This is a genomic window from Streptomyces echinatus, assembly GCF_014203595.1.
Lineage (GTDB): Bacteria > Actinomycetota > Actinomycetes > Streptomycetales > Streptomycetaceae > Streptomyces > Streptomyces echinatus.
In genome coordinates this window covers 47,196-61,820 of record NZ_JACHJK010000004.1, presented here as the reverse complement: position 1 = coordinate 61,820, position 14,625 = coordinate 47,196, and the positions used below count along the sequence as shown (strand labels likewise).

The following is a 14,625-nucleotide window of genomic DNA, read 5'->3' as shown; positions in this document are numbered from 1 at the left end:
GCCGCGATGACCTCGGGGGACGTCATGGAAGACCGGCTTGAGACGGACTCAGCACTGCATCAACTCAGCGAACGGGTGGAGGGCATAGGGAAAGGACAAGCCCGCCACGAGGACACACTGCACGACGTGCGAGCGGACGTCGTCAGGCTCAGCGGCGAGGTCACCGAAGTGCGCCAGGAGGTCGCAGGTCTAGAGAGCGCGATCACCGACACACGCCAAGTCCTCGACACCTTCATCGAACAGTATGGCCGCGATCGAGAGGTGGCCAAAGCCCAGGCCGAACTGTCCCGCCTGACAACCGAGTGGCACGCGGACTTCGCACAACGCAAGCACACCCGCGCTCTAGCTCGCGGGTTGGTCCACACCCTTACCGCACAGGCTGTCTACAGAAATGTGGTCAACACGGCTACCGTGCGAGCCTGCACCGAAGAGCGGATGCTCCTCGAACCGACATATTGGCTGGCTCCGGCCGCGATGGCGGTCGCGGCCAAGTTCCGCAACGAGGACGAGCGGGGCGAGCGCGCCCGCGCACATGCATGCATGCTGGACGCCGCCAAAGCCAACCTCTTCTTCTCGCTGACCTGTTCCCGCCTCGGAGACGAGACTGAAGCGGCCGCATGGATGGACCTCTATCTGCAGTCGCTCGACCCTGGGGAACTCGGACAGGACTTCTTCGTCGTCCTAGACGCCATCGCGAGCAAGGAACTGGGGGACAAGGCGCTCAGCTACACCCAGCAGGCCATGGCGCGATGGAACCGGAGCAGCATTCGCATTTCGAGCGACACCTACGCAACAGCTGACATGAACGGTGGTGAGCAGTGGGAGGCTCGGCTGCAGAGCCTGCGCCGGCGCATGACCAAGAACCAGTACCCGGCACTGCGCAAGACCTCCGGAGAGCAGTGGGACACACTCCGCCACGGCTGGGAACTCGCGACCGTGCCCGACAGAACCCTGGCCTATCTCAGACGCATGTTCCCAGACGGTCCCGACGGAGTGGACTGGCCCGTCAGCGACGGCAACCACGTCGAAAGTGCCCTGGAGCGCCTGATCAACCAGCTCGAACCCGACGAAGCAGACATACGCGAGAAGATGCGGCGGCTTGAGCGTGTCATCGAACACGGAGGAGACCTTGAGGCAGCCACGCGGGCACATGAGTCGTCATTCGGCCCCGACACGCAACCAGTGACCTTCATGGAACTGCTCGACCAAGCCGTCTTCGAGCCGGACGAAGCACAACTCGGGCCGCCGGCTCGCCGCATGGCCCTTCGCGCCATCTGGCCGAGCTTGGAGCACGCCGCCAACCGAGTCGTCACAGACTCCCGGCATCACCTTCCACATCACATCACCCTGAGCGTCGCGGGCTGGTCCTCCACCGTTCCGACGGATCCGCAACTTCTGGTGGAGCCGGGCCCGCTCGTCAATGACCTCACCTCGCACATCAAGCAACAGACCCAGGCCCAGTCAGACGCTGTGGTACGCAGATGGCCACGCGTCTGCTGCGCCTTGGTGATAGGGGGCTTCAGTGGGTCACTCGTAGTGCCGTTCGTCGACGGGGCATGGCAGGGGCTCTTCCTCCTACTCACCCTCGGCATGGTCTCGTGGGTGATATGGGAGATTTGGAGCGTTCCACTACGCAAGAAGCATGTGAACGAACAGGGAGACCGATTGCGGAACGAGTCCGTCGCTACGCTGGCGAAGGCGCTGGACCAGCGCGAGGACTTCTTCGAGGAATGGCACGAGGCAATGAAACAACTGACAGCTCTCACCCTATGGGGAGGGCACCGCAACGAGAACTGACCACTGGGTGACGTGATCCGACGAGAAAGCAGAAAAGGAAACGGGTGGACACCTCCAAGCTGATCGGCGGCCGTTTCAAGCCGAGGGAACGCCGCGACAGCGGCGCCATGGGCGATGTGTGGACAGCCGAGGACACGAAGCTGGGCCGCACCGTGGCCCTGAAGTTCCTCGCACGGCGACGTCTTACCCAGCAGGGAGCCCTCACAGAGTTCACCGAGTGGACAGTGAGAATGTTCGAACGTGAAGGCTTGGCCATGGCGCGGGTCAACCACCCCAACGTCGCACACATCTACGACACCGGCGAACACGACGGCGAGTTCTACATCGTCATGGAGTACGTAGAGGGTAGGTCCCTCGCCGAGCATCTGAAGACAGGGCCGACTCTCACGCTTGAGCGAACCGTGCGATGGACGCGCCAGATCTGCGAGGGCCTAGGCGCCGCGCACGCTGCTGAGGTGATCCACCGCGACATCAAGCCTGGCAACATCATGATCACGCACAAAGGTGACGTGAAGATCGTGGACTTTGGGTTGGCTTTTCTCGCCGACGTCACTCAGTCCCACACAAGTGCGGGTACTCCGCTGTACAAGGCACCGGAGCGATGGAACGACGAGCAAGGTAGCCAGCGCAGCGACCTGTACTCCGTAGGCTGTGTCCTCTACGAGATGCTGACAGGGCGCCCACCGTTTGGCAGCCCACAGGACGACCCCATGACTGTGGGCAGAATGCATCAGGACGATACGCCAGCACCCCCGAGTGCCCACCGCCCTGGCGTTCCCGCTCAGCTCGACTCCATTGTCCAGAGGCTCCTGGCCAAGGATCCAGCGCAGCGACCGAAGAGCGCCCAAGCGGTTGCACAGGCGGTGAGCAAGACCCAAATCGTCCTGGACGCATTGGACTTGGACGACGTCGTCGGACAAGCCGACTTGCCCGAGTCTCACGGAAGCAATGCCGGTCTCTCTGGACGCATCCGAGGACTGGACCACCGCATCTTCGATCTGGAGCTCCGGTTCGGACCGAGCGACCAATCGGTGATTGAGGCACGGGAAGAACACGCCGAACTCACAGGCCAGTCAGGTGACGCAAGAGGAGCAGCAGCCCTCTACGACCGACTCGGCCATGACTGCCAAGACTTCTTCGGCCCCTACGACGTACGAGCACTGAACGCCTTCGAGGGTGTCGCACGGTGGATTGCGCGATCGGGCGCGAACTAGCGATTCCTTCAGCCCACGTGACGCGCTGCACATAGCCGGGTCCGAACCACGTTCCACAAGCTAACCGCACCTCACGAGCTGAGCCGGTGGGAGGAGAATGCGGAGCCGCATCCGGTGCATGTCAACACCGTCCGACTTTTTCCCTCTCAGTGTTCTGCGGCTGCATCGCCCGCCTGCGCGCCTGGGCCAGCATCATCTCCGATCTCACCAGACCGTCCGAACTATCGGCGAACTCGTAGTGATGCATGAGTTCGCAAGACTGCGGCTTGGTAGAAAGTCCGTGTGTCAGAGCGTTGGCAGCTATCTCCGTCCGTTGGTCCCACGGGGGCACCGGCTCTTGAGTTCGCCGCAAATCACCCGACAGGCGGCTCGGCATTGTTGACGGCAACGATCAGATACGGATCGATTTGCACCCAGAAGGCGCCCCCGTCCCGTTGGACTGCGCCATCGAACGCCATTCCGCGCAGACGCTCCCAGGCCACTTGCACGTCGGCGATGGCTACACGAAGTTGGACACGCGGAACGCCCGTGGCCCGTTCCCTGGTATGCGCTTGTCTAATGACGAGATTCTCGTAGGAGACCCAGTCGCTGCCGCGGCGGGGTGCACTCAACCCCAGAGCCGTGAGCGCTTCGGTCACGCGGCTGATGTCCGTGACGGGCAGGTAGGCGCCCTGGAGCCGGGCCTCGGTCGGAAGGCGGCTCGCTCGTTGCCCGGCGGTCGGTGCTGCCTCACTGCGAGGAACTTCGTGGACGCTTTCCGCTTCCGCCCGCTGGACCTTGCGGATGAGGAAGAGGTTCTGGCCGTCCGCGGTGGCCAGATGGGTGCGTTGCGCCGTCCAGTTGCCGGACGTCATGGGGCCTCGGGCGACGATGCGGGCCTGGCGGCGGTCTGGGAGCAGGAGACTGGCTCGGGTGTCGGCCCTGTCGAGCTCCTCTAGGAACCGCGAGCGAGCTTGGTCAGCCTCGTCGCGGGAGGGCAGGACGAGTGTCGTGGAGACGGGACAGAGCAGGTTCTCGGCCAGCCTGATGATCAGGGCACTGTCCTGAACGGTCCGGCCGAATGAGCCGAGCCATTCCTGGCCCAGACCTGCGCCGAGCAGACTGGCGGTCATGGACGCCAAGGTGTCCGTGTCCGCGCCTTCCTGGCGGGCTGGGATACCGATGCCACGCTCAGGGCCGGCGGCGGACCGGGCCGCGAGGTAGATGGCGGCCACCGCGCACAGGGTTCCCGAACCACGCGTCTTCGTCCGGGTGAGGCCATGTTCCTCCAGAAAGGCGGAGGGAGCACTTAGCGCGCCACTGTCCAGTGAGGACCGTGCGCTGGTGAGAAGATCCTCCACCTCCTGCACGGTGTCGTCCCAGGCCTGCTCATAGCCGCCGGGCAACGCCTTGGCTGCGGCATCGAGCCAGTGTCGGTCCAGGCTCTGCCACACCGGTTCCCGCCAGTCTTTCAGACCGTCCAGCGCGGCCTCGATGAGCCAGCCGTAGGCCAGCGGTGCGGGTTGTCGCAAACTGATCCATAGAGCGTACGCATGCACCAGGGCGCCCAGGAGAGCACGCGGGTGTCCGTGTGTCGTCACCGCGTCGCGGATCACGTCGGCTGCTAGGTCGCCAAAGGAACCCTCGTGGTGAACGATGACGTGCGGCGCAATGCGCATGGCCGCGCCGTTGGCCCCGGCGCTAAAGTACTTCTCCTGGTCATCGGCCCTCTTACCCCAGGCCGATTCATGCTTCTCCCAGGCACGGCAGGCGCGTTTGACGCTGGCCCCGGCGCCACGTTCGTAGTCGAGGAGGAAAGGCCACTCAACTCGTTGCAGCCAGGTGAGCCAGTCGTCTCCCGCTGTGAGGCGAGCGCGGGCCACGGCGATGAGCATCTGGGTGTCGTCGCTGTACTCGCCTGGTCCGATGTCCTCGAGGATCGGGCGGAATCGGCTGCTGGCCATCCGCTGCCAGGCGAAGAATCGACCCGAGACCTGGCTGAGTGGCGGAAGTGAGCGCGTCCGGTCCCGCCGCTCGTAGGGCCAGCCCATGGCATCCCCGACGGCTGCTCCTAGGAGCATGCCGCAGGCTCTGTCGGTCCATGGGTGAAGCTCAGCGTTCACGTGTTCACTCTGCCAGAGTTGTTCGGGGGATGTACGGGCTCTCCGGTGGCCGATTGCCGGAGCGCACCGAGCGGCTCAGGGCGTACTTGTCGAAGAGCACAGGAGCGACAACCAGAGGTGGCAGCAAAACCGCCATGCCGTACTGGGCATGTCTGAAGTACTCCAGCTCCGCCTGCTTCTCGTCCCGGACGATGACAGAGTGTACGGCGGACAGTGGGATGGTTCCGGGTATCTGTATCTCCGCCTGGTCGTCCGTGGGCCACCAGGACGGGTGCCCATGTTCTCGCCGCAAAGTCACCTTGCCGGTCACCGTGGGCGCGAACATGGCGTTGAAGCCGTCAGCACCCAGCCGGGCGCCGGCGCTCCTGTCTCGTGCGGAGTTGTAGGGACAGAACCGGGCGCCGGAAGTGGCGAGCAGGTCGACGTCCAGCGTGAGAACCACCCAATCCTGAAAATGGCGGTCCCTGCTCGCTGCCTGAGCCAGGTACCAGGTGTTCGGATACTCCACGCTCAGGAAGGTGAACTCCAGTGCGCCGTCCAGACGCTGAGTATCGGCAGGCCGGAAGGCGTCGGCAGCCGTCTGCAGGGTGGCCACGGGACGTATCTGCCGGGTGTCGAGGATGTGGGACAGGTTGGCCGACTTGGTGAGATGGCACAGACGGGTGATACCGCGGGCCCGGGCCTGCTCACGGACGTCACTCACAAGCTCACCCGCACGTACAAGTCAGACATCTCCTGCGGCAGCAGATCGGTCAGCTTGCTTGAGTGCAGCATGATGAGGTCTGTACGAGCCCGGGTGATGGCCACGTACAACTGCCGGGCCTCGCGTGCCTTGGCCTCGTCGAGGCCATGCGCCTCCACCTCACTTGCTTTCGGCAGCTCGTCCGCATCACAGAATGGGAGGATCACCGAGTCGAATTCGAAGCCCTTCGCCGCAGAGTAAGTCCCGTAAAACACCCCCGGCTCGTCCGTCCACCGCGCAAGCTCACGGTGCAGGCGGTGAACCGGGACACGACCTCCGTCGAGGAGCGACCTGAGTTTGTCCTCGTGGTCTCGGGTGCGCATAAGAATGGCGACCTGACGGTCCGCGCCCAGCGCCAGGGCGTTGCTCGCCGCCTGAACGAGCTGTTCTTCCTTGCCTGCAGTCTCCAGGATGGTGGGTTTCGGGCCGTCGGCCGCCGCACCGGTCGGCTGGACCAGATCGACGTCGTCCTTGAAATGCGGCATATCCGACAGTGACTGGGCGAGTTGGGCGACCTGACGGCTGTTGCGATAGTTGTGGGCGAACTCCACGACATTTGACACATGAAGGCCCAGGGAGCGCCAGGACATCCGGCTTCCGTAGATCTGCTGCGCGTAATCTCCAAAGAAAGTCAGTGATCCGTCGCCGGGAATGGCCGCCGCCAGGCTTCGAATCATCTCAGGTGTAAAATCCTGGCCCTCATCGACGACGACATGCCGGTAAAGCCGGTTGGTGGGATCAACCTTCAGGGCGGCCAGGACGGTTGACGCCATGTTGTCGAAGTCGTACTCGTACCCGGCTTCGGTACGCAACTGCACGTACCGTTGGCAGATTTCGAAGACGACTTCGCGATCGAGCTGCTGAAGGGGCCTGCCCCGGCCAACCCGACGGGCGCGGCCTTCCACATACGTCTGCTGGTCGACTATGCCGTGCCCGACCATCCAATGCAGCTCATCTAAGAAGAAATCGAGCGGGCGGTGAAGAACGGCCCGGGAGGGGTGGCGCTCACGAGCCTCCCCCAGCGCCCGCTCAACCATTTGCTTCTTGGACTTGCATATGCGCACCGGCGCCTTAGTGCGATGCGCGAGATAGCCGCGCGCGAAGGTGTGGTAGGTCTCGATCTGCAGGTTCGGAGACGCGGTGCTCATACCCCTGAGATAGGTAACGAGAGCCTTGTTAAAGGTGACCAACAGCGTGCGGCCTCCGATACCCGGGGCCGTGGCCAGATAATGAGCCCGATGGACCGCCATCGTCGTCTTGCCGCTGCCCGCCGTGCCCAGAACGACGCAGTGACCGCGTTCGTTCAGGAAGACGACGTCCCGCTGGTGACCCTTCGGGTCAGGTAACGAAAGCCCCATCGCGCCATTATGACGCGTCCATGGTCACTTGGTACAGATGATGCACGGTCTGGTCTCCTCAACTTGCTCTCCACCTACCTACGAACCGCAGGGCCCCTCCGCTGTAGCCTGTGCCGTCGGCGTCAGGCCGCTTGCCCCGGGGTGCATAGCGTCGCCCCAGCGCTCGAACGGCTACTGACGGCCGTGAACTGCATCGTCGCGAGCCACACCGCGGCACCCTGCCCGCCTAGCCAGCCGATCACCGCCGGGGGCACATCCAGGGCACATGCGCCTGGGAAACGGCGTTGACCCGTGAGAACTACCGAGAGGAGTTTTCCCAGGTCAACGCACATTTCCTTGCGAAACGCCAGGCCAGCGCCATCCCGCCACCAATCGCTGCACGAGTGGCAGGACTTCAGCCATCGGCTGCACGAGGCGGGACATCAGCCTTATTGCCTGGTGTGGCCCTGAGCCGAGGTCGCCAGGGGGCTCGGGCGGCGGTGCCGAGCGGGGGATCAGGCGCCCTCTGACCGGGGGCACTCCTGGTCGGGGGCGGGCTCGGTGGTGGGGCGGTGGGTCGGGTTCCAGAGGCGGTCGGCCTCGCCGCGGGCGACGTGGTCCTCGTAGATCCGCACCTTGTTCCGCATCACGTTCAGCGTCTCCTGCAACTCCGCGATCTGCGCCCGGACATGGTTCTCGTGCCGGCGCAGCAGTTCCAGCCGCTCCTGTTCGTTGCCGGGGCCCTGCCGGACCAGCTCGATGTACTGCCGGATCAGTGCCAGCGACATGCCGGAGGAGCGCAGCTTCGTGCAGATCGCCAGCCACTCCAGGTCTTCCTCGTGGTAGACCCGGCGGCCGTTGGACAGGCGGCGCACCGGGTTGGCGAACAGGCCCTCCCGCTCGTAGAACCGCAGTGCGTGAACGCTCAGCCCGCTGCGCTCCGCCACCTCACCGATACTCAGGTCCATGAGTGACCCCCGTCACACAGCCATTGATCTAGACATGACTCTAGCTTCTAGCGTCGAGCCGTTGGCCAGTCGGGCGATCGGAGTGCAGGGAACATGAGCGTTTGGTTTGTCACCGGTGCGTCGCGCGGACTCGGTGCGGAGATCACCCGTGAGGCGCTGGAGCGGGGTCACAGTGTGATCGCCACGGCGAGGGACGCGTCGGCGGTGCTCCGGGCGTACCCGGAAAAGCCGGACGGACTGCTGGCGGTGACCGCGGACGTGACCGAGCCGGCGCAACTGGCGGCCGCGGTGGAGGCCGGCCTGGCGGAGTTCGGCCGGATCGACGTCGTGGTCAACAACGCCGGTTACGGTCTCGTGGGCGCGATCGAGGAGGTCTCCGACAAGGCCGCCCGGGACCTGTTCGACGTCAACGTGTTCGGCGTGCTCAACACCTTGCGGGCGACGCTGCCGACGTTGCGTGCCCAGCGGTCCGGACACGTCCTGAACATCAGCTCCGTGGGCGGCTTCGCCACCGCTCCGGCCGTGGGCCTGTACGGCGCGTCGAAGTTCGCGCTCGAGGGCGTCTCCGAGGCACTGCACGGCGAACTGGCACCGCTCGGCGTCCGTGTCACGATCGTGGAGCCGGGCGGGTTCCGCACCGACTTCCTTAGCGGTTCGAGCCTCCGGGTCGAGCCGGCCTCCCTCGCGGATTACGACGCCGGCGCGGGACCGGTGCGCGAGGCGATGGCCGCCAACGACGGCCGCCAGCCGGGCGATCCGGCCAAGGCGGCCAAGGCGGTCGTCGACGTCACCGAGGCCGCGGAGCCCCCGCTGCGCCTGCAGCTGGGCACGGACGCGGTCGAGCGCGTCGAGGCGAAGCTGGATCTGGTACGGCGCGAACTCGACCAGTGGCGCCACGTGGCGCTCTCCACCGCCGTCTGAGCCCCGGACCCCCCGTCCCCGGGGCTCGGACGGCCGGCCGGATCTCGCACGTCGCGCACTGCGCCGGTGGCGCGGCGTGGCGCCCTCCACGCCGTCCGGGTCCCGGCGCGCCGCCCGGCGGGGCCCAAGCGCCGGCGCCGCGGGGTGACCCGGCCGGCCACCCGATCGCCCGCGTCGCCGGGTGGCTCGGCCGGCCACCCGGTCGACCTCGCCGCGGGGTGGCACGGACGCACTCCCCGATCGACCCCCCGATTCCCGGCGCGGGTCAGTGCTCGTGGGCGTGGACGGCCGTGATGTGGTGGTCCTGGCCGGGGGTCTCCAGTTCGTCCAGGACGGCCACGGACAGGTCCTCGGCGCTGATCCACGAGCGGCCGTCGGTCGCCGTCAGGAGGGTGTCCGTGCCGCGGTGGTAGCGGGCGGTGCGGGGACCGGGTTCGAGGTGGGCCGGGGGGCTCAGGTAGACCCAGTCGGTGTGCGGGTGGCTCCGGCAGGCGCTCAGCTGCGCCACGCCCGCCGCGGCGACCGGCCGCCACTCCGGTGGCACGTAGGCGGGGTCGTCGGCCACCAGGAGGCCGGGCGTGCCGGGGCTGCGCAGGGCGCCGGCTCCGCCCACCACCAGGACGCGGATGCCGAGGTGCGCGGCGGTGTCCAGCACGGTCCGGGTGACGCCCAGCAGGAAGTCCTCGTCCACCGGGTGGGTGCGGACGGCCAGGACGACCGCCTCCGCCCCGGAGTCCGACAGCGCCTCGCGCACGGCCTCCGGGTCGTTCGCGTCCAGCGGGACCGGGGTCACGCCGGGGGTCTCCTCCACCGGCTTGCGGGACAGGGCCAGGACCCGGTGCCCGCGTGCGGTGGCCTCGGCGATCACCCGGCCGCCCACCATCCCGGTGGCACCGAGCACCGCGATCGTCATGCCTGCCGTCACACCCGTCTCCACGCCTGCCGTCACACCCGTCTCCACGCCTGCCTCCACGGTCTCCGCGTCTGCCTTCATGTCCGCCCTGGTGTCGGCCTTCGTGTCTCGCTTCATGTCCGCCTTCATCGGATCGGTTCCTTCGTCGCGGTCTTCGGTGGATTCAGCTGGGCCGCCAGCATCGCCGCCAGCGCCAGGACGAAGCCGAGCGTCTGCGCCAGGCTCAGGGCTTCGCCCATGGCCGTGCCGACGACCGTGGCCACCAGCGGGGAGAGGAGGACGAGGGGGGCCGAGGCGCCGACCGGGAGCTCGGCTATGCCACGGAACCAGAGCGTGTAGGCGATCAGACCGCCCATGCTGCCGAGCCACAGGTAGCCGCCGGCGGCGCCCGCGTCGATCCGGTGCGGCAGCCCCTCGACCGCCAGGGCCGTCGGGAGCAGCAGCAGTCCGCCGGCCGTGAGCTGCCAGGCGGCCAGGGTGAGGGGACCCGCGCCCGCCGGGCGGCCCCAGCGCTTGGTGAGGACGACGCCCGCGGCCATGGCCGCCGTACCGCCGAGGCCGGCGAGCACGCCGACGGCGTCCAGGCGGGCCTGCGGGCCGAGTACGACGAGTCCGACGCCGGCCACGCCGAGCACGCCCCAGGTCCAGCGCCAGACACTCGGCCGGTCGCGGAGCACCGGGATGGCCAGGGCGGCGACCAGCAGCGGCTGCGTGGCGGACAGGGTGGCGGCGACGCCGCCGGGGAGGCGCTCGGCCGCCAGGAACAGCAGCGGGAACAGGGCGCCGATGTTGAGCGCGCCCAGGACGGCGGTCTTCCACCACCAGTCCCCGCGCGGGAGTACGCGGGTGAGGGCCAGGCCGAGCAGTCCGGCGGGCAGGGCGCGCATGAGCCCGGCGAACAGCGGGTGTCCGGGCGGGAGGAGCTCGGTGGTGACGGCGTAGGTCGTGCCCCACGCGGCGGGGGCGAGCGCGGTCAGGGCGACGACGGCCGCCCGGTGCGCGGACGGCGTCCGGGGCGGGGCCGGTGGGTGGCGGGTCGGCGTGAGGGGCATGTGTGGAAGTCTCGGCCCGAACAGCCATGAAACCAAAGCATGATTGTCATCACAGCCATGAACGAGGACCATGGCTGCCGTGGATCTTCAGCAGATGCGGTACGTGGTCGCCGTCGCCGAGACCCGTAACTTCACCCGCGCCGCCGAACGCTGCGCCGTGGTGCAGTCCTCGCTCAGTCACCGGATCGCCGCCCTGGAGCGGGAGTTGGGTGTGCGGCTGTTCGCGCGGTCCAGCCGGCGCGTCGAACTGACCAGTGCCGGGGCGGCGTTCGTGGCGGCCGCGCGGGAGTGCCTGGCCGCCGCCGACCGCGCGGTGGCCGACGCGTCCGCGGCGGCCGGCGTGGTGCGCGGCCGGCTCGCCGTGGGCGTGATCGTGACCGCCGCCGCCGTGGACGTACCGGAGTTGCTGCAGCGGTACCGCGCTCAGCATCCGGAGGTCCGGGTGATGCTGCGGTCCGGGCGCAGTGACGAACTGGCGGCGGCGATCCGCAGCGGTGACCTGGACATCGCCTTCCTCGGGCTGCCGGAGGGCGAGCGGCCCTCGGGGGTGGAGAGCGTCGTGCTCGATCACGACGAGCATGTGCTGGCGGTGGCGGCCGGGCACCGGCTGGCGGGGGCTTCCCGGGTGACCCTGCGGGAGATCGCCGGGGAGACGTTCGTGGACTTCGTGGCCGGCACGCCCGGCCGGGCCCAGTCGGACCGGGCGTTCGCCGCGGCGGGTCTGGTCCGCGATGTCGCGTACGAGGCCGGTGTGGTCGAGCTGATCACCCGGCTGATCGCGGGCGGGCTCGGCATCGCGCTGTTGCCCTCGGCGTTCATCCGGCCGCTGGCCGCCGAGGATCCCGGGCTGGCGCTGGTCCCGGTGGTCGACGGGCCGCACCGCGTCGAATACCTGGCGTGGAGCCGCTTCAACCCCAGCCCGGCCACCCGGGCCATGCTCGACGTCCTCGGGGTGCGGCCGCGGGCCTAGGGGGTTCGGGGCGGGCGGTGTGGTTCGGGGTGGCCGTGTCGGACGGGGTGGACGAGGAGGCCGGTGCCGTCAGCCGAGCGGGAAGGGGGCGGGTTCGGCGGCGGGGGCGGCGGCCGTGGCGGCCAGCAGGCGCAGGGCCGCGTCGGACGGGGTGCCGGGCTCGGCCGTGTAGGCGATGAGGCGCTGCCCCTCGGAGCCGGGAAGGTCCAGGCTCTCGAAGCTCAGCTCCAGCGCGCCGACCGCCGGATGGCGCAGCGACTTGCGCCCCGAGACGCAGGTGCGGACCGGGTGCCGGGCCCACAGCGCGGTGAATTCGTCGCTCTGGATGGACAGCCGGCCGATCAGTTCGGCCAGCGCCCGGTCGTCGGGGTGCCGGCCGGCGACCAGGCGCAGGGAGGCGACCGCGAGGTGCGCCTCCTCCTTCCAGTCGGCGTACCGCTCCCGGTACCGCTCGTCCAGGAACAGCATCCGGACCAGGTTCGGCCGGTCCGCGGGCGTCCCGGCGGCCTCCCGGGGCAGGTGCCCGGCGAGCAGGGCGTGGCCGAGCCGGTTCCAGGCCAGGACGTCGCCCCGCCGGTCCAGGACGAGCGCGGGCACGTCCGTCATGGCCGCCAGCAGCTGACGGGCCGACGGGCTCGCGTGCTCGGCGCGGGGCGCGGCCGGGCGGCGCCGTACGGCGGGCCGGGCCAGGTCCCTGAGGTGGGCGGTCTCGTCCTCGGTGAGCCGCAGGGTGCGGGCGATCGCGTCCAGGACGGAGTCGGAGACACCGGCCGCCCGGCCCTGTTCGAGGCGGGTGTAGTGGGTGATGCTGACGCCCGCGAGCAGGGCCAGTTCCTCGCGGCGCAGCCCGGCGACCCGGCGGCGCTCCGGCGCGGTCGCGAGGCCGACGTCCTGCGGCCGCACCGCGGCACGACGGGACTTGAGGAAGTCTCCCAGCTCGGACGGGGCGCCCATGTGTGCCTCCAGACGAGGGACGGTCGACGTCCATCCTGCCCCGCGGGCCGCGGAAAGGGGATGCCTGAGGGTGGTCATGCGATGACCACCCTCGCGCCGGCCGGTCGCACGGGGGTGCTGGTTGCGGCGGCGGGACGGGACGAGTCTCTGGTCCGGCGACTTCGCCGCTCATCCTCCGTCATCCAGAGGGGACCCTCGTCATGTCCGTCGTAGCGACCCGGCCGGCCGGCGCACCCGCCGCCCTGACCCCGCGGCTCCGCCTGGTGCTGGTGCTGCTGCTCGCGGCCCAGTTCATGCTGGCCGTGGACTTCTCCATCCTGAACGTGGCCCTGCCGGTGATCGGTGCCGGCCTGGGCTTCCCGCTCGACCGTCTGCAGTGGATCGGCACGGCGTTCGCCCTGTGCGCCGCCGGGTTCACCCTGCTGTTCGGGCGGGTCGCCGATCTCTTCGGCCGCCGCCGGGTGTTCCTCGGCGGGCTCGTCGTCCTCGGCGCGGCCTCGCTGGCGGGCGGGCTGGCGACGGGCCCGGAGGTGCTCGTCGCGGCCCGGGTGTTCCAGGGGCTGGCCACGGCGGCGGTGACCCCGGCCGGGCTCTCGCTGCTGACGACGTCCTTCCCGGAGGGCCCGCTGCGGGAGAGGGCGCTCGGCCTCAACGGGGCGCTGATGTCGGCCGGTTTCACCACGGGCGCGATCCTCGGCGGCCTGCTGACCGACCTGCTGTCCTGGCGCTGGGCCTTCTTCGTCAACGTCCCGGTGGCACTCGCCGTGCTCCTCGTCGCGCCCGCGGTCATCGCCGAGTCCCGGCCCGCCGAGCGCCCGGGGCTGGACGTGCCGGGGGCCGTCACGGTCACGCTCGGGCTGCTGGCCGTCGTCCTCGGCCTGACCGGGGCCGGTGAGCACGGCTGGGGCGCGCCGGCCACGCTGCTGCCGCTGGCGGCCGGTGCGGTGCTGCTGCTGGTGTTCGTGGCCGTCGAACGCCGGGTGTCCGCCCCGCTGGTGCCGCTGGGCGTGCTCGGCAGGCGGTCGGTGGCCTGGGGCAATGTCACCGGTCTGGTGGCGTTCTTCACCGAGACGTCCCTGGTGTTCCTGCTGACCCTCTATCTGCAGGAGGTGCTCGGCTTCTCCCCGCTGGCCGCCGGGCTGTCGTTCGGTGTGCTGGGTGCGGGGACCGTCGTCGGCGGCGCTCTCGCCCCGCGGCTGATCGGCGGGCTCGGCGTCGGCCGGGTGCTGTGGGCCGGCGGTCTCGTCCAGGCCCTGTCCACGGCGGCCCTGCTCGGCCTCGGCGACGGCCGTTCCTCGCTCTGGCTGCTGCTGGCCGCGACCTTCGCGGGCGGTGTGGGCAACATGCTGGTCATCGTCGGCTTCATGGTGACGGCCACGTCCGGCCTCGCCGACCACGAACAGGGCCTGGCCACCGGGCTCGCGACGATGACCCAGCAGATCGGCATCACCATGGGCACGCCGGTGATGAGCGCCGTCGCCACCGCCGCCATGAGCGGTACGGGCGCCCTGGCCGTCCTCGGCGGCCTGAAGACCGCGATCGCGCTGAACGCGGCCCTCGCGCTCCTCGGCACCCTGGCCGGCGGGGTGTTCCTGCGGGCGAGGGCGCGGTGAGCCGTCGGGCACGCCGTCCGGCGCGCCCGTGAATGCCGGTCC

The 14,625-nt window shown here is 69.0% G+C and carries 12 protein-coding genes; 5 read left to right on the top strand and 7 right to left on the bottom strand.

All coding sequences use genetic code 11. The annotated features are described in order from the left end of the window. The first annotated feature begins 6 nt into the window (after positions 1 to 6). Both FHS34_RS12745 and FHS34_RS12740 read left to right on the top strand, forming a co-directional pair. The gene (locus tag FHS34_RS12745) at positions 7 to 1,797 is read left to right on the top strand and encodes a hypothetical protein (protein ID WP_184964483.1); all 1,791 of its coding nucleotides are present in this window, start codon (positions 7 to 9) and stop codon (positions 1,795 to 1,797) included. Between the two features lie 44 nt (positions 1,798 to 1,841). Next, positions 1,842 to 3,011, top strand: a complete 1,170-nt coding sequence (locus FHS34_RS12740) for a serine/threonine-protein kinase (protein WP_184964481.1) — start codon at positions 1,842 to 1,844, stop codon at positions 3,009 to 3,011. Between the two features lie 353 nt (positions 3,012 to 3,364). On the opposite strand, the gene FHS34_RS12735 is transcribed toward FHS34_RS12740, so the two are convergent. The 4 genes from FHS34_RS12735 to FHS34_RS12720 all read right to left on the bottom strand — a co-directional run bounded on the left by FHS34_RS12735 (position 3,365) and on the right by FHS34_RS12720 (position 8,160). After that, on the bottom strand, positions 3,365 to 5,113 hold the full coding sequence (locus tag FHS34_RS12735; protein ID WP_505383591.1) for an ADP-ribosylglycohydrolase family protein: 1,749 nt from the start codon (positions 5,111 to 5,113) through the stop codon (positions 3,365 to 3,367). Between the two features lie 4 nt (positions 5,114 to 5,117). Further along, entirely contained in the window at positions 5,118 to 5,816 is a 699-nt protein-coding gene (locus FHS34_RS12730; RefSeq protein ID WP_184964477.1) for a DarT ssDNA thymidine ADP-ribosyltransferase family protein, read from the bottom strand. Next, positions 5,813 to 7,213, bottom strand: a complete 1,401-nt coding sequence (locus tag FHS34_RS12725) for a UvrD-helicase domain-containing protein (RefSeq protein ID WP_184964475.1) — start codon at positions 7,211 to 7,213, stop codon at positions 5,813 to 5,815. The genes FHS34_RS12730 and FHS34_RS12725 overlap by 4 nt, the downstream gene beginning before the upstream one ends. A gap of 494 nt (positions 7,214 to 7,707) precedes the next feature. After that, positions 7,708 to 8,160 (bottom strand): MerR family transcriptional regulator, encoded by a 453-nt coding sequence (locus FHS34_RS12720; RefSeq protein WP_184964473.1) that lies wholly within the window; start codon positions 8,158 to 8,160, stop codon positions 7,708 to 7,710. Between the two features lie 93 nt (positions 8,161 to 8,253). On the opposite strand from FHS34_RS12720, the gene FHS34_RS12715 reads away from it, so the two are divergent. After that, the gene (locus FHS34_RS12715; protein ID WP_184964471.1) at positions 8,254 to 9,081 is read left to right on the top strand and encodes an oxidoreductase; all 828 of its coding nucleotides are present in this window, start codon (positions 8,254 to 8,256) and stop codon (positions 9,079 to 9,081) included. Between the two features lie 265 nt (positions 9,082 to 9,346). Here the strand turns inward: FHS34_RS12715 and FHS34_RS12710 are convergent, their stop codons facing one another. Both FHS34_RS12710 and FHS34_RS12705 read right to left on the bottom strand, forming a co-directional pair. Continuing rightward, on the bottom strand, positions 9,347 to 9,994 hold the full coding sequence (locus FHS34_RS12710; protein WP_184965288.1) for an NAD(P)-dependent oxidoreductase: 648 nt from the start codon (positions 9,992 to 9,994) through the stop codon (positions 9,347 to 9,349). Between the two features lie 125 nt (positions 9,995 to 10,119). Next, positions 10,120 to 11,046 carry an EamA family transporter gene (locus tag FHS34_RS12705; RefSeq protein ID WP_184964469.1) on the bottom strand — a complete coding sequence of 309 codons (927 nt, stop codon included), beginning with the start codon at positions 11,044 to 11,046 and terminating at the stop codon, positions 10,120 to 10,122. Positions 11,047 to 11,125: 79 nt separating this feature from the next. On the opposite strand from FHS34_RS12705, the gene FHS34_RS12700 reads away from it, so the two are divergent. Beyond that, positions 11,126 to 12,016: a LysR family transcriptional regulator gene (locus FHS34_RS12700; RefSeq protein ID WP_184964467.1), complete on the top strand. Its 891-nt coding sequence runs from the start codon at positions 11,126 to 11,128 to the stop codon at positions 12,014 to 12,016. A 69-nt stretch (positions 12,017 to 12,085) separates the two neighbouring features. On the opposite strand, the gene FHS34_RS12695 is transcribed toward FHS34_RS12700, so the two are convergent. Then, positions 12,086 to 12,970, bottom strand: coding sequence for a helix-turn-helix domain-containing protein (locus tag FHS34_RS12695; RefSeq protein WP_184964465.1), 885 nt, complete (start codon positions 12,968 to 12,970; stop codon positions 12,086 to 12,088). Positions 12,971 to 13,170: 200 nt separating this feature from the next. Here FHS34_RS12695 and FHS34_RS12690 point away from each other — a divergent pair, with 200 nt between their 5' ends. Further along, a complete protein-coding gene (locus tag FHS34_RS12690; RefSeq protein ID WP_184964463.1) occupies positions 13,171 to 14,583 on the top strand; it encodes an MFS transporter in 1,413 nt (470 codons plus the stop codon). The last annotated feature ends 42 nt before the right edge of the window (positions 14,584 to 14,625 follow it).